General features: G+C 57.4%; 17 protein-coding genes. 6 read left to right on the top strand and 11 right to left on the bottom strand.

What is annotated here, in order from left to right:
• Window positions 1–11 precede the first annotated feature (11 nt).
• Window positions 12–401: a hypothetical protein gene (locus tag ABIQ96_RS06580; protein WP_348213769.1), complete on the top strand. Its 390-nt coding sequence runs from the start codon at window positions 12–14 to the stop codon at window positions 399–401.
• 164 nt (window positions 402–565) lie between these two features.
• Here ABIQ96_RS06580 and ABIQ96_RS06585 read toward each other — a convergent pair whose 3' ends face one another.
• From ABIQ96_RS06585 to ABIQ96_RS06605, 5 genes are all read right to left on the bottom strand, one after another.
• On the bottom strand, window positions 566–1135 hold the full coding sequence (locus ABIQ96_RS06585) for a hypothetical protein (protein WP_348213770.1): 570 nt from the start codon (window positions 1133–1135) through the stop codon (window positions 566–568).
• Between the two features lie 186 nt (window positions 1136–1321).
• Window positions 1322–2863 carry a lyase gene (locus ABIQ96_RS06590; protein WP_348213771.1) on the bottom strand — a complete coding sequence of 514 codons (1542 nt, stop codon included), beginning with the start codon at window positions 2861–2863 and terminating at the stop codon, window positions 1322–1324.
• Window positions 2864–3013: 150 nt separating this feature from the next.
• Window positions 3014–3373 (bottom strand): hypothetical protein, encoded by a 360-nt coding sequence (locus ABIQ96_RS06595; RefSeq protein WP_348213772.1) that lies wholly within the window; start codon window positions 3371–3373, stop codon window positions 3014–3016.
• Between the two features lie 108 nt (window positions 3374–3481).
• Complete coding sequence (locus tag ABIQ96_RS06600) at window positions 3482–4573, bottom strand: endo-1,4-beta-xylanase (RefSeq protein ID WP_348213773.1); 1092 nt, start codon at window positions 4571–4573, stop codon at window positions 3482–3484.
• A gap of 85 nt (window positions 4574–4658) precedes the next feature.
• Entirely contained in the window at window positions 4659–5762 is a 1104-nt protein-coding gene (locus tag ABIQ96_RS06605) for a Gfo/Idh/MocA family oxidoreductase (RefSeq protein WP_348213774.1), read from the bottom strand.
• A 146-nt stretch (window positions 5763–5908) separates the two neighbouring features.
• Between ABIQ96_RS06605 and ABIQ96_RS06610 the strand changes: the two genes are divergently transcribed.
• From ABIQ96_RS06610 to ABIQ96_RS06625, 4 genes are all read left to right on the top strand, one after another.
• A complete protein-coding gene (locus tag ABIQ96_RS06610; RefSeq protein WP_348213775.1) occupies window positions 5909–6382 on the top strand; it encodes a carboxymuconolactone decarboxylase family protein in 474 nt (157 codons plus the stop codon).
• 21 nt (window positions 6383–6403) lie between these two features.
• The gene (locus tag ABIQ96_RS06615; RefSeq protein ID WP_348213776.1) at window positions 6404–7246 is read left to right on the top strand and encodes an RNA polymerase sigma-70 factor; all 843 of its coding nucleotides are present in this window, start codon (window positions 6404–6406) and stop codon (window positions 7244–7246) included.
• Window positions 7247–7518: 272 nt separating this feature from the next.
• Complete coding sequence (locus ABIQ96_RS06620; RefSeq protein WP_348213777.1) at window positions 7519–8403, top strand: alpha/beta hydrolase; 885 nt, start codon at window positions 7519–7521, stop codon at window positions 8401–8403.
• 133 nt (window positions 8404–8536) lie between these two features.
• The gene (locus ABIQ96_RS06625; RefSeq protein WP_348213778.1) at window positions 8537–9556 is read left to right on the top strand and encodes a hypothetical protein; all 1020 of its coding nucleotides are present in this window, start codon (window positions 8537–8539) and stop codon (window positions 9554–9556) included.
• A gap of 9 nt (window positions 9557–9565) precedes the next feature.
• Here ABIQ96_RS06625 and ABIQ96_RS06630 read toward each other — a convergent pair whose 3' ends face one another.
• Window positions 9566–9985 carry a hypothetical protein gene (locus ABIQ96_RS06630; protein WP_348213779.1) on the bottom strand — a complete coding sequence of 140 codons (420 nt, stop codon included), beginning with the start codon at window positions 9983–9985 and terminating at the stop codon, window positions 9566–9568.
• 210 nt (window positions 9986–10195) lie between these two features.
• On the opposite strand from ABIQ96_RS06630, the gene ABIQ96_RS06635 reads away from it, so the two are divergent.
• A complete protein-coding gene (locus ABIQ96_RS06635; RefSeq protein ID WP_348213780.1) occupies window positions 10196–11614 on the top strand; it encodes an AMP-binding protein in 1419 nt (472 codons plus the stop codon).
• Window positions 11615–11789: 175 nt separating this feature from the next.
• Here ABIQ96_RS06635 and ABIQ96_RS06640 read toward each other — a convergent pair whose 3' ends face one another.
• The 5 genes from ABIQ96_RS06640 to ABIQ96_RS06660 all read right to left on the bottom strand — a co-directional run bounded on the left by ABIQ96_RS06640 (window position 11790) and on the right by ABIQ96_RS06660 (window position 17244).
• Window positions 11790–12302, bottom strand: coding sequence for a PEP-CTERM sorting domain-containing protein (locus ABIQ96_RS06640; protein ID WP_348213781.1), 513 nt, complete (start codon window positions 12300–12302; stop codon window positions 11790–11792).
• 192 nt (window positions 12303–12494) lie between these two features.
• On the bottom strand, window positions 12495–13670 hold the full coding sequence (locus ABIQ96_RS06645) for a lanthionine synthetase LanC family protein (protein WP_348213782.1): 1176 nt from the start codon (window positions 13668–13670) through the stop codon (window positions 12495–12497).
• 64 nt (window positions 13671–13734) lie between these two features.
• Window positions 13735–14124, bottom strand: a complete 390-nt coding sequence (locus ABIQ96_RS06650; protein ID WP_348213783.1) for a hypothetical protein — start codon at window positions 14122–14124, stop codon at window positions 13735–13737.
• Window positions 14125–15089: 965 nt separating this feature from the next.
• Window positions 15090–16688, bottom strand: a complete 1599-nt coding sequence (locus tag ABIQ96_RS06655) for a DUF5060 domain-containing protein (protein WP_348213784.1) — start codon at window positions 16686–16688, stop codon at window positions 15090–15092.
• Between the two features lie 31 nt (window positions 16689–16719).
• A complete protein-coding gene (locus ABIQ96_RS06660; RefSeq protein ID WP_348213785.1) occupies window positions 16720–17244 on the bottom strand; it encodes a hypothetical protein in 525 nt (174 codons plus the stop codon).
• Window positions 17245–17479 lie beyond the last annotated feature (235 nt).

Raw genomic sequence — 17479 nt, forward strand, 5'->3', positions numbered from 1 at the left:
TTCACTGAAATATGCAACTCGACTGGTCAGCTCTCGAATGCGTCGAAATGACCAACTGGATTGTCGTTCCCAACAAAGTCTTTCCTTACGCTGTTGTCATTCAAGGGGGACGGCTGCGGCCTAACCCTGACGCACTGAACCTCGCGAAGAGAATCATGGAGCACTTTGATATGTTCACGAAGTCGGCAACGCTTCACCTTCGTGCTCTCGTGAATCCGAAGATCGCCGAAGACGGCGTTGAGGTTGACGCCTTCCATTTCTGTGAGCACGGCAATGCTTTCGAGGTATATCTTATTCTCGGTGGCGATCCGTCTGCGCGGTGGACGACGCGATTCGTGCGGAGGGGCGGAGATTCCATTAACAACTTCAGTCCATGCGAACTCGCGCGCACCGAACAATAAAATTGCAGAACCGTCTGCGCCATCCCACCACCACTGACCGCACTGAGCGGCACCCGACTATGAAACTATCAACTCCAGTTCTTGCGATGATGCCATCCAACGAAAAAGCCGGCGTTCATCACTGAACGCCGGCTTGGCTGGCTGGTTGTAATTGATCCTGCGGATCAGGCGGGATCGGCGTCAGGTTTCTTGAACTCGTCCTTGGTCAGGAAACCGTCGTCATCGGTGTCCAGCCGGTTGAACTTGCGGGTGACGTTTTTGAGCGGAACCTTGGGCGAGGTGAGGTAGCCGAACTCCACCGGAGTGAGGACGCCGTCGCCATCGAAATCGGCCAATTCGAAACGCGTGAGATCGGATTTCGTCCGTTCGCCGGATCGATAGGCTTCCAGCTCTTCTAAGGTGACGAAACCGTCGGGAATCGGATCGCCGAGCACAGGATCACCGGTTAGAGGATCAACGGCGGGCTCCCCTGTCAGCGGATCAATGACCACCTCGAACGCTCCGGAGACGTCGATCGGCAGGAAGCGTCTGCGATCTTCAACCATCGGGACACCCGGACCCTGGGTACTTGCGAATTCGAATACATCCAGACTGCCGCTCTTGTCGGCATCGGCCTGTTCGAAGCTGAGGTGGTGCTTTTTCGGTTTGTCCGGCTTGGCTTGAGCCGTGGTTGCGAATGATACCAGCGCCAGGGACGCGCCGGAAATTGATAATGTAAGGGACTTAATATTCATAGCACCTTTAGGTCTACCTTCAGCGGAGATTTTGTCAAGATGCGGAGCGAAAAAGCGTTTCAAGAAACTGACACAATCGATTGATTTTCAATCGAATAAACACCAAAAACCCGCAGCCATGAATTCACGAAAAAACGGCGTTCGCAGCCTATCTTCGGGCGATTGCATCAAGTTGCGTTTAATGACTCAAGGTTTGAGCCCCACCCGATAGAGCACGGTTCCCGCCGGTGGCGAGGGATCGGTGAAACCCGTCGTTCCGTAGACGCCCGTGACCGTTGCGATCGTCACCCAGTTCACGCTGCTGCTTCCAGAGCTGCGCTGCACGACGAAGGTCAGCCCGGGAGCCGAGGGCCAGCGGATACCGCGGCCTTCCGTCCAGACCATGAAGCGAGATACGCCGCTGGCAGGATTGAGCCCCAAACGGACTTCCGTCGCGTCATCCGTGCCGTCGCCGTCGCTGTCCGTCGGGATTGCAGTGCTGGAAAAGTGATAGGGATAGAGCACGTCCTCCCAGAGCGACCGGATATAAGGAAATGCCTGCATTTGTGGCGAGAAAGCGTTCTTTAAACCGTAGTCATTTCCTTTGTCGTAATCGCGGTAGCCATTCGCCATCTTATACCAAAGATCCGTGTTGCCGATCCGCATCTTCGCGGCGGCATTGTCAGTCACCGCGGTGCCCTTCTGAAGGTAGCCGCCGATGATGAGGACGAGTTGGTTGGTCTGATGGGAACGATAGCCGTAATAACAGTATTCGAGGGAGCTCCGGAAACCGCCGCCATCGCTGCTGTCGAATTCCTTGAGCATCCCCGCCACTCCTGGGTTCGGCAGGGTCGCCGCTCCCGAGTTGATCTTGCCGGATCCATTGATTCCGGCCCCGTTGTTCAGTCCGCTGTTGACGTTTTTGCCGTAGGTATCGGTGGCCAGTGAATTGTAAATGCCCGTGTAGTCGCTAATGCCGGAATTGTAATAGATGTAATTTCTAACGGCGGTCTCGATGTTCGCGCCGGTGGGAGCGTTCTGGTTACCAGTGGCCGCCTTATAATTGAAGGTCAGGCCGGCGTTGGTGAGACCGGCGGAATAAAGCTGCGAGACAAACTGCGCGTGATCGTAGCTGGTGAGAATCGACTGGGTGGCCGTGGGACCGCCGAAGTAGGTCATGGCGACGAGCACGCTGCCCAACATCCCCTCCCGATAGTTCGGGTTCCAGTCACGGCCGAGATTGGTGTCACCGTCGAGCGTGCGCTGGGAATTGACGAAGGGATTGTTATTGCTGGTGGTGAAGGCGCAGGAGATGAGCGACGCCTTCATGATGAGATCGATGCGTGATTTCTCCGCCGTGGTGAGCTGGTTCCAGATCCGCGGGGTGAGTTTCGCAATGGCGAACATGCCGGTCGCCTGCAGCTCGTGCTGGGCGGGATAGCCGCCATTGGCGCAGATCTCGTTGGTGCCGGTGCTGCTGAATCGGAGCTGTTCCAGCAACCTCGCGTCAGCCGAAGTATTTCCCGCAAAACTGGCGGTCGCGAGAACGATGGACGCACCGCCGAACCATGCGCCATTGGTATAGGCACCGTTGGTGTAATCGCGGCCGTAATCAATGAGCGAGCAGGAAACTGCCGCATTGACCGCCGTCTGGGACGGACTGTTCAACACGACTGCGTGCGCGGAAAGCGCGAGCGAGCAGTAAGTCAAAAGGGTGTTCCGCAATGAAGCGGAGGCGGATGAAAACATGGGCATGGGCTTTCCAAGGCTGGGAAGGGGCGCGGCAACTACGCCTCCATTTCCCTATTTTTCAAGGAAAGATAGAATCCCCCGCCCCGGCCAATGCCCGAAATCGTTGTCCGCCAAACAACTACGTCCGCACGAAAATCCGCGAAAAACTCAACTTCCCGGGTATAAACGGGCCTCCAACTGGTCGAGGAAATACTTCTCCGTCGAGGTCAGCCCGTCGGAGCCAAGAACTTTGGAGAGCCAGGTGAGCGATTCAGCCTCCTCGCCATCCCGCTTGATGACCGCCGTGCGGACATCGAGAAACTCACGGATCTTGTCCAGACTCGTCATCGCCTCGCGGGCGGATGAGAACGCCTTGAAAATGAATTTTTCCCGCGGAGCCGGCGAGTCCCAGCCGAGGGATTCGAGCGCATCGTTCAACACCTCATCCTCGGCCAGCGAGAGGTGGTCGTCCATGTAAAGGGACAGGAAAAGAAGCTCGATGAGAACCTGGCGGGAGTCTTGGGTCATGGTTCCGCAGGCTATCGGGCGGACCAGAAATGACAATGCGTTTCTAGCGTCGCCCGAGCACGAAAAAGGCGGGACCGGCAATCGGCCCCGCCCTCGCAAATCAACAAATCATTTCTTGCCCGTCAGCGAACGGATGAGCTTCACCTCGTCCTCCTTGTAAGGCGTGCCGTCGCCGCGGAAAATATCATGGAACCACGGATCCGGCTCGCTCTTGTATTCCTTCGTCCACGAGTCCCACGGATAGATCGTCTGGCTCTTGCCATCGACGAAGCCCCAGTTCATCGCGATGACTTTCTGCTCCTTGAAATACGGCAAAACCGCTTGGAACGTGCTGCCTTCCGGCCGAGCCATGTATTCGCTGCACATGATCGGGCGGTTGTATTTTCTCAATGCATCGACCTTACTCTGCGTTTCCACCAGTCCATTATAACAGTGGAAATTGATGATGTCCGAGCTCTCCAACTGGGTCTTCTGGAACTCGTTGGGATTCGCGAAATCACCGATCCAGATGCCGGACGACAGCGGCTGCGATGGATTCGCCTCACGCGCCCATTCGAAGGCCTTTTTCACCAGCATCAGCGCTTTTGGGAATTTCTGATTCGGATCCTCCTTGAAGCGGCCGCCGTTCTCGTTGTTAGGCTCGTTGTAGAGGTCCCACGCGAGGATGCGCTTGTCGTCCTTGAAATGACTGATCACGCCGACCACATAAGGTTTCAGCGTATCCTGTTTCGCGGGATCCTGCAGGATTTCCCAACCGGGACTCTGAACCCAGCCGGAGTTGTGGACATGCGGTTTGGGATCGGGCTGTTTCCCAGCCTTTGGCTCGGGGTTCCAACAGCTGTCGAAGAATACGAACATCGGCCGGATCTTGTGCTTCTTCGCGATGTCGAGAAACGTGTCGATGCGCTTGAGAAAACCCGCCGAGTCCGTCTTCCACGGGATGTCGTGGAGGAAGACGCGCATCGTGTTGAAGCCGAGGCTTTCCGCCCATCCGAGTTCGAGGTCGATGCGCTTCGGATCGAAGGTCTCCGCCTGCCACATTTCCAACTGGCTGATGGCGGTGGCGGGCACGTAGTTAGAGCCAACCAGCCACGGCTGTTTGGCATACCAGGCGTTCGCTTCTTCCGGCGTCCATTGCTTGGACGGAGCCGCCTGCGCGAGGAGCGAGCCCGCGATGAGGAGTAACAACGATTTTTTCATGAGTGGTCTGTGTTTTGAAGGCGGGGGCAACACGGGTCAACAGCCCGAATGGGGCGGCCTGACGGTTTACACTCCCTAGGTTTGGTTAGTAGGGAAATTTTCCGAAGGTGAAGGGCTTGCCGGTCTCAGCAGCTTCGATGATGCCGTTGACGACCTGGATATCGCGACAGCCCATTTCTCCGGGAACCATGCTCGGGGTGCCTGCTAGGATTGCGGCGCACTGGCCGTCGATCTGCTTGGCCTGCTGGTTGACGGCGGGAAAATTCATCGGTCCGTCGGGCGTCGTGCCCTTGATGCCCGCATACCAGTAGGCGGGTGTTAGCTCGACGCGGCCCTTCTCCACTTCGGCGCGGACATGGTTCCCTTCGTCGCCATAGCTGGAGAAGCCGTCGGCCTTCCTGCCATCGGGAAATTCGAGCACCCACTCGTAGGTTTCAGGCACTTCCGTGAAAACTTCCGTGCGCTTGGTGGAATGCTTCGCCGTCACGCTAACCGGATTCATCCCGGCGGTGTAAAGCGATGCCTGCACACAATAGACGCCGAGATCATAGAGCGATCCCGCGACGCCGAGCTTCTTGCTGATCCGCCAGGCGTTGAGGTCGGTGAAGGTCTTCATCACCGAGGCGTTCCGTGTGGAAATCGATTTCCAATCGCCGAACTCCTTCTTCTTCATGATCTCCATCAGCCGGAGGTGATAGGGATCCCAATGCAGGCGATAGCCGATCTGCAAGGTCTTGCCCACCGCCTTCGAGGCATCGATCATCCGCTGGCAATCGGCTGCCGTGGGAGCCATCGGCTTTTCGCAAATCACATGCTTGCCCGCCTTCGCCGCGCGGATCGCAAACTCCGGATGCAGCGCGGTCGGTGTCACAACGTAAACAACATCGATGTCCTTGTTGTCCGCGATGGTGTCGAAGTTCTCGTAGTTATAAATATTTCCGTCGGGAATCTCATACTCCTTCTGCCAGACCGGGATCTTCGCCGGCGATCCGGTGATGATGCCCACCAGCTTCGCATTCGTCGTCTGCTTGAGGGCCGGCCCGAGTTGATGGGTCGCGTAATCGCCCAGCCCCAGCAACGCGACACCGAGCTTTTTCCCTGGAGCATCCTGCCCCCGGGCGTTGATGAAAGGAGCGAGAGTCGCGGCGGCCCCGAGTTGGATGAAATGACGGCGGCTGAATGGGTTCATGGCCCTCCAAACAAGCGGAAACCTCCGCCGATGCAATCTAAAACCAGCCCCCCATCCGGGTTCCCGCCGCCCTGATGAGAACCGCGGAAAAAATTATTTCACGCCCCTGTCACAAACCCCGCTCCCGTTTCGTCATCCAGTGTGACATGAACACACCAACCAATACCGACCCGCAGAAGCCCCGCCTCGAATACTGGAAAGCCGCCCCCGAAGTCATCAAGGCGATGCTCGCCATGGAAACCGCCGTGCGGACTTCCGGCCTCGCCCCCATCCTCCAGGAACTCATCAAGCTCCGCGTCTCCCAGATCAACGGCTGCGCCTATTGCGCGGACATGCATTTCAAGGACGCGAAAAAAATCGGCGAGACCGACGACCGGCTCAACCTGCTCGCCTTCTGGCAGGAAGTGGATCTTTTCACTCCGCAGGAAAAAGCCGCGCTGCATTGGGTGGAGAAATTAACACGCCTGCCCGGCGGCCATGTTTCCGACGAGGACTTCGCCATCATTAGCGCGCATTTCTCCGAGGCGGACATCGCGAAAATCACCCTCGCCATCGTCACCATCAACAGCTGGAATCGTTTCGGCATAGGCTTCCGCCTGCCCGTTGGTTTCAAGGCATGATGCCCTGCCCCGCGCTTTCCCATGAGTGACGTTTCCGAGTTTCGTTCGCTGCTTTTCAGCATCGCCTATCGCATGTTAGGCCGTGTCACGGAGGCCGAGGATATGGTGCAGGAAACATTCCTCCGCTGGCACAAACAGGACGTTTCTGAAATCCGCGAACCCAAAGCCTGGCTGACCACCGCCATCACCCGCCTCTGCATCGACCAGATGCGGTCGGTCCGGCGCCAGCGCGAGGAATACGTCGGCGTCTGGCTGCCGGAGCCGATCATCGAAAATGAAACGGCTCCCGCGGAGCTCGCCGATTCTCTCAGCACCGCCTTCATGATGATGCTGGAGGAACTGACACCCGTCGAACGCGCGGCATTCCTTCTGCGCGAGGCATTCGGTCACGACTACGCCGCCATCGCGGAAATTACCGGCAAGTCCGAGGCGAACTGCCGCCAGATGGTCAGCCGCGCGAAAGCCCGTCTCGGCAAGTTGGATGAGCCGCGTCCATCCTCCACCGAAGAAGCCGAGCGGCTGGTCAAGGAATTTCTAACTGCCTGCGAGACGGGCGAGCTCAAGGACCTCATGTCCCTGCTCACCGATGACGCCATCCTCTACTCCGACGGCGGCGGAGTCGTCCGCGCGGCCATCTGGCCCATCTACGGTCCCGACAAGATAGGTCGCATGTTCCTCGGTCTGCGCGAGCGTTCCATCGTCGGTTGGCAGAACCGCATCGTTACCATCAACGGCTCACCCGGCGTCATCACCAAGCGGCGGGACGGTTCGATCAACGTCACCACCTTCTCCTTCGAAGACGGCAGGCTCAAGGCCATTTACATGATCCGCAATCCCCACAAGCTGGAAAGCGTACGGTGGTGATTCCCTATTGAGAAACGAAAGGAAGATTTTTGAACCGCGGATCAACACAGATGGACGCGGATAAGAGAGGAGACTTGGAGTTTGTTGAGAAGAGATGAGAAACAGGAAGATTTCAGAATCATGATCTCACTCGTCCATCTGCGGTCGGATCACTCTGGTACATTTCCGCCTCTCTCAAATTTTGATCTGGAAAAACCCCGCCAGTTTCCCCGTAGAGCAATCTTACACCGGACAGATCACCCACCGATCTTCCGCTCAAACCCAAGGACACCATGACTTACCGGACCACAGCACTCCTCGTCGCCTCACTTCTCTCCATTCTGCCCGGCGCCGCCGCACCCGCTGCGGAGCCAACACCGGAACGTTTCTCCGTCACCACCGGCAAGCCTCTGGCCGAAGGCGAAAAGCCACCCGGCGAAGCCGTCATGACCGTCTATCACCCGGCCAAACCAAACGGCACCGCCGTGATGATCTATCCGGGAGGCGGTTACACGATGCTCGTCGTGGAACCGGAAGGCCAGCGCATCGCGAAATGGTTCGGCGAGCACGGCGTCACCGGCATCGTCGTCGAATACCGCCTGCCCAACGGAGATTCATCCCTCCCGCTCGCCGATGCCGAACGCGCCACCCGCATCGTCCGCTCGCATGCCACCGATTGGAAACTCAAGCACGTCGGCAACATCGGCTTCTCCGCCGGCGGCCACCTCGCCGCCACCGCCGCCACCCATTTCGACAGGGGCGATCCGAAAGCCAACAACCCGATCGACAAACAAAGCTGCCGTCCGGATTTCTCCATCCTCGTCTATCCGGTCATCACCATGGGCGAGCTCACCCACGGCGGCTCCAAGGCGGCGCTGTTAGGCCCGTCGCCGGATGCCAAAGCCATCGACCTTTTCTCCAATGAAAAGCAGGTCACTCGCGACACCCCGCCCACCTTCATCGCCCATGCGGAAAATGACACTCTCGTCGTGCCGGCCAACAGCCAGATGTATTACGACGCGCTCGAAAAAAACAAAGTCCCCGCCGAATACCTCAAGCTCCCCACGGGCGGCCACGGTCTGAACGGCTACCAAGGCCCGATGTGGGAACAGTGGAAAACCGCCAGCCTCAAATGGCTCGCCAAACAAAAGCTCATCCCCGCCGCGGACGCGAACTAATCGAAGAGTTTTTTAACCGCGGATTACACGGATGGGACGGATCATGAAGAGCTTTTTGTTTTCCTATTTCCCTATCCCATATATCCGCGAAATCCGCGGTTAAAAACTCTTCCTTCCCGATTTCATCATCACCGTGAAAGCCTTACTCCTCACCGCCCTCCTCGTCAGCCAGCTATCCGCCGCTCCCACGGAAGGAAAACACTACGACCTCACCGCCCGCGCCAGCGAGATCGACCCGCGGGCAAAGGCCCATCCGGAAATCGGTTTCCTGTTGGAAAAGGGCGGCAAGCCGCAGGATGTCGAGCATGCCAGCGTCGATACCCGCGTGCCGTCGCAGGGTAAGCTCGTCATCTGGCTGATGGGCTATGACAAGGAACTGTTCAACCACCTCGACAGCTACGGCATGAATTCCATCCAGGTCTGTTATGCCCGCGAGTGGTTCGACAAACTCTACTCCGGCCCGCCGCCGAAGGATGATCTGTTTCTATCAAACATCCGGCTGGAGGCGGCCACCGGTGAGGATGCCAGCGAGGCCGTGGACATTCCCAAGCCGGACAGCATCATGGAGCGCTCCTATCAGTTCGTGAAATGGCTCGATCAAAAGAACCCTGAGGGAAATTGGAAACAATTCCTCACCCGCGACGGCAAGGGACTCCAGTGGGACAAGGTCATCCTCTCCGGCATCTCCCACGGCTCCACCACCGCCGCCCGCATGGCCAAGGCGGTGAAGGTGGATCGCGTCGTCATGTTCTCCGGCCCCCGCGACCAATACGAGGTCTGGCAGAAACTCCCATCCGCCACTCCGGAAAGCAGCTTCTTTGGCTTCTCCAATGTCCTCGATGACGGCTGGATCAGCGACCACTACCCGCGCTCCTGGCAACTGATGGGCCTCCAACAGTTCGGTCCCGTCGTCAACGTCGACAAGACGCCCGCGCCCTACGGCCACACCCGCCGCCTGATTTCGGACGCCGATGTCGGCGGCAATCACGGCCGCGCCCACAGCTCCGCCATGCCAGGCGGGGCCGCCGTCAAGGACGCCTCCGGTAAATTCATCCACGAAGACGTCTGGCGCTATCTCTTCACCAGCCCCATCGGGGAAACCGGCAAGCCCGTCCCCGCCGATCCGAAAACGAGGATGGAACAGAGAAAGTAACGTTTTAGTCTAGGGATTCGCCGAAGCGTCCTGCTCGGCCGCCTTCAGTTTCAAGAGGGAGATGTCCACTTTGCCGCCCTCCCCGGATGAGAAGAGATACCTGCGATCCTGGTATTTGAAAATAATGACCAGGGCCTTGTTCCAACCTGGGGTTGGATCCGCTCGCAGCCATTCCGGACAGGCGTAAAATCTGGACTGCTGGTTGAGCAATTTGACGGTCTCATCCGTCACGTCAGAAAAATTGACGCCGGATCCATAGGTGGACGAGATGATTTGAATACCGCTCTTGGTGAGGAAATTGGGGAACACCACCGCTTGGTCCGTGGCGGCCGCAGAGGGGGCTTCTTGCGAGGTTAGTTCTTGCGACGTTAGTATTTGCATCGATAGAAACAGCGATGCGGCAATGCAGAGGAACGATGGGATTTTCATACGGTTTCAGGCTACCCGGAGGTGATGTGATTGCTTGCAGGGTGCAAGGATACCTCCAGTAAGACACCCTCGCGCTGAAATTCTTAGTCGAATTTCATTTTAAAGCCGCTTCTTCACCAGTCCCATCGAGAAAACTGAAATGCCATCCCATCCACGCGCAAGAAGTGTGGTTTATCCTTGGGGTGCGGCGCGTGGCAAATAGCATCAGGCATGAATTCGCCGACGCCTCACCCGGCTTTTCCCGGTGCCGTTTGGCCGGCGATCCCGCAGGCGCCCGCCGCCGCGCTGCTCGCCGTCCTCGGGCAGCTTGCGGAAAGCCAGTTCATGACCCACGAGCAACTGGCCATGGCGCGACGTCCACAGGTTGAAGCGCTGATGGATCATGCAGCCGGGCAACTGCCCTTCTGGCGTGACCGGCTGCGGGCCGCTGGGCTCGATCCGAAAACCAGGAGTCAAGCGGCGCTCACCATGCGGGAATGGAACGAGCGCTGGGCATCCCTGCCAATTCTAACTCGTGCCGAAGTTCAATCGCTGGGCGATCAACTGCGGGTAAGCCAGCTCCCCGACGGCCATGGCAACATCGGTGAAAGTGTCACTTCCGGCTCTTCGGGACGGCCGGTGCGGATCGCCCGCAGCACCCTCGATTACTTCTATTGGCAGGCGTTTCAACTGCGCGAGCATGTCTGGCGCGGCCGCGATCTATCGGGCAGATTTCTTTCCATCCTGCGGGATGACCGCCGGGAAGTGATGGATGAGAGCGTCCACCTGCGGCAGACGGCCGACTGGGGGCCTCCGGCCTCGGTGGTCTGGCCCACCGGACCGAGCTTTCTGTTGGATTACCGCACGCCCATTCGCGCGCTGGTTCAGACGATCTGCGAGCTGAAGCCCGACTACCTCTGCACGTTTCCATCGCTGCTGTTGGAGATTCTCCGCCACGCACGCGGCGAAGAGATCCAGCTGCCGCCCCTGATGGAAGCCATCGGTGTGGGCGAAGCGAGTCCGCCGGAGCTGGCAGGACTTTGTCGTGAAATCTGGGACGCCCCGCTGGCCAGCACCTATACCGCTGCGGAAACGGGAGCGATGGCCTATCAGTGCCGTGAAGGTGGGCGCTGGCATCTCCAGTCTGAAAAATCCATCATCGAGGTGCTCGATGCGGAGGGGCAACCCTGCGCTCCTGGCGAGACGGGTAGAGTCATCGTGACACCCCTCCATAACTTCGCCATGCCCCTAATCCGTTATGAAATCGGCGATCTCGCCACGGTGGGGGAAGGTCCCTGCGCTTGTGGCCGCACCTTGCCCATTCTCGACGCCATTCCAGGGCGTGCGCGGGATCTGATCATGCTTCCTTCCGGCGAACTGCGCCCGCCCTACTATGGCCACAGCGCCGTCATGAAGGTCCGCTCGATCCGCCAGCATCAGGTCATCCAGACATCGCGAGACCATGTATGTTTCCGGCTGGTCGTAGCACAGCCGCTCACTTCTGAAGAAGAGGCCCATGTCATCAAGAGCGCCACTGACGCGCTTGGCGGCGCTTTTGGCGTCAGCATCGAGTATGTGGTTGAAATCCTCCGCAGCCCTAACGGAAAGTTCGCCGAGTTCGAGCGACGTTCTGATTCCTCCAATGATTGAGAGCCTGTCTTAAAATAGGGAGTGGGGACGTCTGTCCCCACGCATGGACGAGACGTCCATGCCCCCTATCCGCGGTTCACGCGGAAAAAAGTAGCAGGAATGTCATCCACCGCATCCGGATCGGAATTTTCAGACAGCCTCTGAGTTTCACTGCCGGATCGCCGAAGCTGCGGATTCAGGCGATTTGCCGGCGGTGGCGGAACGCCAGAAAAACAAATCCAAGCACCATCAACAGGGCGGCCGCCGGTTCGGGAACCACCGTAAAGGTCAGGACGGTCAAGGCGGGCAAGGCGAAGGTTCCGGCCGGAAAGCCGGTGGACGTGAAGCGCAACGCCTTGACATCCTGCGGAGTGCCGAAGGGAGTGAAAACGTTTCCGGTAAAAGCTGCGAGTGAAGGGGTCTGAAAAAACGGGGGTGGCGGGGATGCGGAAAAGATCTGCACCACCTGGTTGTTGGTCAAAATCGCGCTGATGCTGAAGGCCGCACCCTCACCCGTGTTGACCGAGCCGTCACTGATCGAAACAAGCTGCGTGACACTGGTGAGCGGGGTTGAAAAAAGAACATCGAAATTGCTGCTCGCGGCCTGCGGCCCCACCACGGTCTGCACCGTCGTTGCAGCGTGGCCCACGTTCGCGCAGGCGGATAATAGCAATCCGGCCGAAGCGGCCGCGCGATAGTTGGCTTTCATGACATGTTACCGTTGAGAACCGAAGCTTCCGGGAACCTCCACGAGGGAACAACAAAAGCCTTTTGCTTGGTAGCGGTTGTGAGGAGTAAAACAAGGAAATTCATGGATGGGAGGTGGAAGAGAGCCACGATGGGAGCGAATCACTCCCAAGGATCCGATTCGGCTCTTTGGATAGCGGATTCAATTCCCGTCTCACATCAGAGGGGGCTCGAATTGAAGTGGATTCATCACTCGCAGGAAAAAGTAACCAATCCCAGACGCTCCGTAAGTGAAGTCGGCTGAAAAGCAATCGACAGCGTCCGTAGGCCAAAAAGTCTGGCCGTCGATGATAGAGCGGTAAGCAAGTGCCTTCTCAGCAAACTCCCTGGCCCGTTCCAGCCAAATCTCCTCCATGGTGATTCGATAGAGTTCCACCAGAAGCTCGCCGCCCCCGGCCAGCCCCGTGCAGAGAGTTGGATTCTCCCGGTAGTCCCCGTATTGATACGTGGCTTCACCGGCCTGCAGCGCGATGGACAGATAGTCCGGTTGATCGAGAAGTCCCGCCGCTTTCGCAAAGACAAGCCCTATACCCGCCGCGCCATGACTGTATTGGCAACGGGTAAGTTCGTTCATCCCGAGAATGGGACTCCAGTTGATTCCACCTCGGGCAGGCTGAGCGTGACGGACTAGGGTTTCCAGAAGCGCAATCGCCAGGCCTTTCCAGTGAGCATCAGAAGTGGCCCGGTAGAGACAGGCGAAAAAATGAGCCACCCCGGAAATGCCGTGAGACAGGCCTGAGTAGGGTTTGGTTCCAAAACTTTTTTGGATCGGGTCCACCAGGCAGTGGGTTCCCAACTCGTCCGTGACAAGTTGATTCTCCAGCCAGCGGCCGCACCGGATCGCGCCTTCAAGATATTTTGCCTCGGGCTTCTTTTGCCACAGTTGCAAAAGCAGCCATCCGTTGGAGGCCTCTCCACTGATCAAGTCCGTGATAGGTCCGGGAGCTTCGCTGAGGACGTGGTTGGCTAGATCTTCGGTGAATTCGGGAAATTCATCGCGAACACTGGCTCTCGAGACGCAGAGCGCGGAATAGGCGACCCCGAACTTACCCATTTGCAGGCCGCGTTGGAAGCTACCTTCTTCCGGTTCATTCTGAAATGACCAAGTGAGGGCACCACGAGCAAGTTCGAGAGCGCGGGGATTCCGCGTGACCTCGAAATACGCCGAAAGAAATATCGGAATTCCACCCACTCCATTGAATATGCTGTAGTGGTATTGAGGACGATTTCCATAGTCGTATGTCCTCCAGCGAAACCCGCAATCGACAGCCTCCGCTGTTGCATTAATAAAAGAGAATACGGAGTCTGCGGAAGTAGGTAACTGTGTCATATTTCTTAGCACCGTTTTAGAGCACCTCGCCGGCTAAATGAGAAGTCAGAACTTCAACAAGCCCTTATCGCCGGTTAGACATTTCGACTTGGTCGCATTGTTGGCTTTTTCCCTTAACCACCACGGCGTCCCGTTCGTCAACCTTGGTTGGCAGCAGGCCAAATCGACACAAAAGGATTCTGATCAGCAATAGAATTCCACAGAACGGAATCGAAAGAAGCCATCCGGTGAATAAGGTTAGTCCTACCGTGGTGGTGTCGGTTGAGATCGATCCGTCAGGCGATAGACCGTGCGTGCTGCTTAGAACCGCGAACTGTTGAGAGCCGACTAGCAAGAGCCACGAGACAAAGGCAGGGAACCAGAATCGCCGCCGGAAAATCACGTAGTAGATCGGGATGCCGATGGCTGATGCCAGCAGCAGAACGGAGCAGAGGCCGAAAAACGTCGTATTCATCAGTTCTTTGTTTTTTGGCGACCGTCCCAGAGCCGCCAACCACTACCGGGGGCGAGCGTTGAACGCGGGGTTGGGGTTCATGTTACGGGTGAGGTTGAGAACAGGGCGGCTTGTGAGGGTTGCCCAGCCTCGTATTGTTCGGCATCTTTTTTCTGCTTCCGCTAAACCACTTCAGGCAGAAGTAAATGATTGTTGCCCACAAAAATGCCGACAGGGCAGAGCAAACCAGCACATAAAGACCGGTGCCGGAACTGGACCAAAGAGCCACTTTGAGTCAAGCGGAAAAGGGCATTGCCAAGAATTACCAAATCATTCCCCAATATTCTCCGATAACCGCGTAAGGCACGAGTCGAGCCAGAAAAAAATCATGTCTGAAATGCTGGCAATCTTTAATGAAGATCTTGGATGCCTGACATTTTTTTACCGAACGTTAGAACGCTGGCGCCGGCCAGCGAAGGAAAGGAGATTGAGTCGTGAGATTGAGATGCTTATGGCCGGTTGCTCATCTTTGGCATATTGTCATCGGCGTGATTGGCTTATTCTTCGATTCCCGACGCCGCGAGACAACCAAGGGGAATAGCAAGAATGAATAGAATTACGCCCGCGACCAAAGGCGGCACCATAATCCAGAGTGCTTGTGGCATTATCAAGGCCGCAGATATGGAGCCGATGACTGTGTATAGGATGAGACCAAGCGAGGCCAATCGAATGGTAAGAGCTGCCGCTTTCTGGTATTTATTCATGTGTGTAAAGGGATCGATGTCAAGAAACCGGATAGATGCTGGCTTATGGTCCAATTTCTTGACCGAACGTCTAGCGCATCCACGGCGGGGAGGGAAGCCCGAATTCAGAGAGGAGCGTTACCCTCCGTTGGATGGAGCGTCTTGTTAGGCGTTGCGGCTCTCGGTGAAAACGCCTTTGCGCCCATGCTTGGTGACGATGTGGAATTAGGCACGCTCGGAAGCTTACTTCGCCACCGTGATCCGCAGAAGAAAGTCGTCCTGCGGAGCGGTGAAGGTAAACTCGCCGGGCGGCGCGACCGGCAACGGCTTGGCCGTCATGTTCCAAGTGTCGATGGCTTCGACCATGTAATCATTCTTCCCTGCAAGCTGTAGTTTCATTGGGCCTGCCTTAAGGGCGTAAGCGAGGGTCGCGGTGCCCGGTTTCGACAGGAGCAGGACATTCTCCTCGGGGCGCGACGGGGTCATTTCCGTGTAAGGCAACGCCTCCATGATCTTCCGCAAAAAAGCGATCCGCGCCGGGCTTTCCCCGTGTAGCACGCCGCCTTTCGACCACCACAAAATGTCCTCCGGATGCCTCAGCGTCTCGCCGTGTCCCACGTAGCCGCCCGCCACCGTGCCGACCCAAAACTGACGCACCATTTCCAGCCCGGTCAGTTTTCCCCAGCTCGGCGAGATGTTGCCCTCGTAGCGGCATTCATCGACCACGATCGGCTTGAGATATTTCTCCCGCCACGCAAGCACCTGTGTCAGGTCGCGATTCTGGATGCTCACGTGCGTGATCAACGGGTTGCTGTGGTTATACATCTTCGACGCGTGGTGGATGCTGCGCAGCCGCCCAAAGACGTCCTCCTTCCCGAGGATCGCGAGGAAGCGGTCGAAATCCTCGACCGACTTGTTACCCTTCTGCCCCTTGCGAAGCGGCGGGATCATGAAGTCGTATTCATTGGCCAGCGACCACCAGACGTTCCGAAACGCGCCGAGCCGCGCGATGGCGTAGCGCAAGTAAAAGTCGTCCGTCGCGTCGTCCATCTCGCTGAAACCCCAACGGTCGTAGGGATGGAAAAGAATAATGTCCGCCTCGATCCCGAGCTTTCGCAAGTCCCCGATCCGCCGCTCGAGATTTTGCCAGTTCTCCGGGTCGAAGCGCGTTAGGTCGAAGGTGCTATCCGCGTTTCTTACGAAAGGGAAATTCGCCGGCTCGTTCGCGTTGTAGGTGTAGGACTTTGGGAAGATGCACATTCGCAGTTTATTGAAGGGCGCGGATGCGAGCGTTTTGAGCGTCTGCTCTTGCAGCGCCGCCGGTTGGTGCGTCCACGCGTAACAAGTCGTGCCGACCTGAAACCACGGCGTGCCATCCGCATACGCGAAATGGAAGGTCTCATGGACCCGCATCGGGCCGTGATTCGCTCCGCCCGGCGCGACGGCGATCACCGTCCCAACCTTTTCCTCCAAGGCCGCGCTGCTGCTCCTCGTCACGTATTTCCACTCTCCCTGCGCCGGAGGCGAAAAGCGAATGCGATACACGCCGCTGCCGTCGTAGAAACCCGGCACGGTCAATGCCTGCCCGCCACTGGTGAAGCGTGCGGAAAGCGTTACGGTGGTGAAGGGATTCCCTTCGGTTGGCCCTTTCAGCACCAGTTCAAACACATCCCACTGCTCGCATCGTCCTGCGGGCTCCTGCGCCACGACCGGGCTCCACGCCCCCAGCGCAATGACCACGAGCAGACGCCGGAGCGGGCGCAGGGTTGCCACGAGACGAGACACCGCGACGATGACGAGGGCAGACAGGGGGCAGAGTGAGATAGTCAGTGGCTTAATCATGTCTGTGGAATTTGTGTGCGCGTAGCAACGCCTAACGATGAGCGCATGCACCACTAGCGGTGTGCTTGTCGAAATTGACTTTCGTGCCCTTAAATACGAGACCTTCGGGAAAGAGCGTGTCGAAAGAAAAATGTGTCTCCAGAAAAGCAGTGTCGAACACCTTGCCGGGCCGATGCCGAACGAGTGGAAATCGGACCATTACTTCTTCAAGTTTGAACTCTTGGTAGTCCTCGGACTGAGCCGAATTGGGAGCTGATGCCGTTCTGCGAATCTTCGGTTCAAGCCTCCCTTTCAGTATAAGCGCTTGGTCAAAGGGAGCCCCATGCCACTCATCCATGCCCTTTGTTCCGTTGATTCCTCCCAGCTCGAGAATCTTCTCCAATATGAACCTCGCTTCCGAGTCCGAATCCTTGGAGAAAACGATGGTCGTTTGTTTGCCTCGCTGATCGAATACACATTCCTGCAATCCCGTGGTCACACTAAGATGGTATCGATATTCGTCAGCTGCAGCAGAACCGCAAGTGACGAAGAAGAGAGCGGCGATGAGCGATTTCATTTTTGAGCGAACGTCAAAAGCGCTACCACCGGCCAGCAAATGGAAGGAGAAGGATCATGAAATTGAAAAGCTTATGGCCGGTTGGTGCGTCACGACTTCCATGAGAAGACTTCCATGAGAAGGCAGTCAAACAGAAATTGAAGTTTACTTCAACACGAGTTTCTTGGGACGTTGGAGTTCATTGGGTTGGAGATACAGGCGGGACAAGGGATCTCCCCCCGCCTCCCCTGGGGGA

Source organism: Luteolibacter sp. (assembly GCF_039920825.1).
Lineage (GTDB): Bacteria > Verrucomicrobiota > Verrucomicrobiia > Verrucomicrobiales > Akkermansiaceae > Luteolibacter.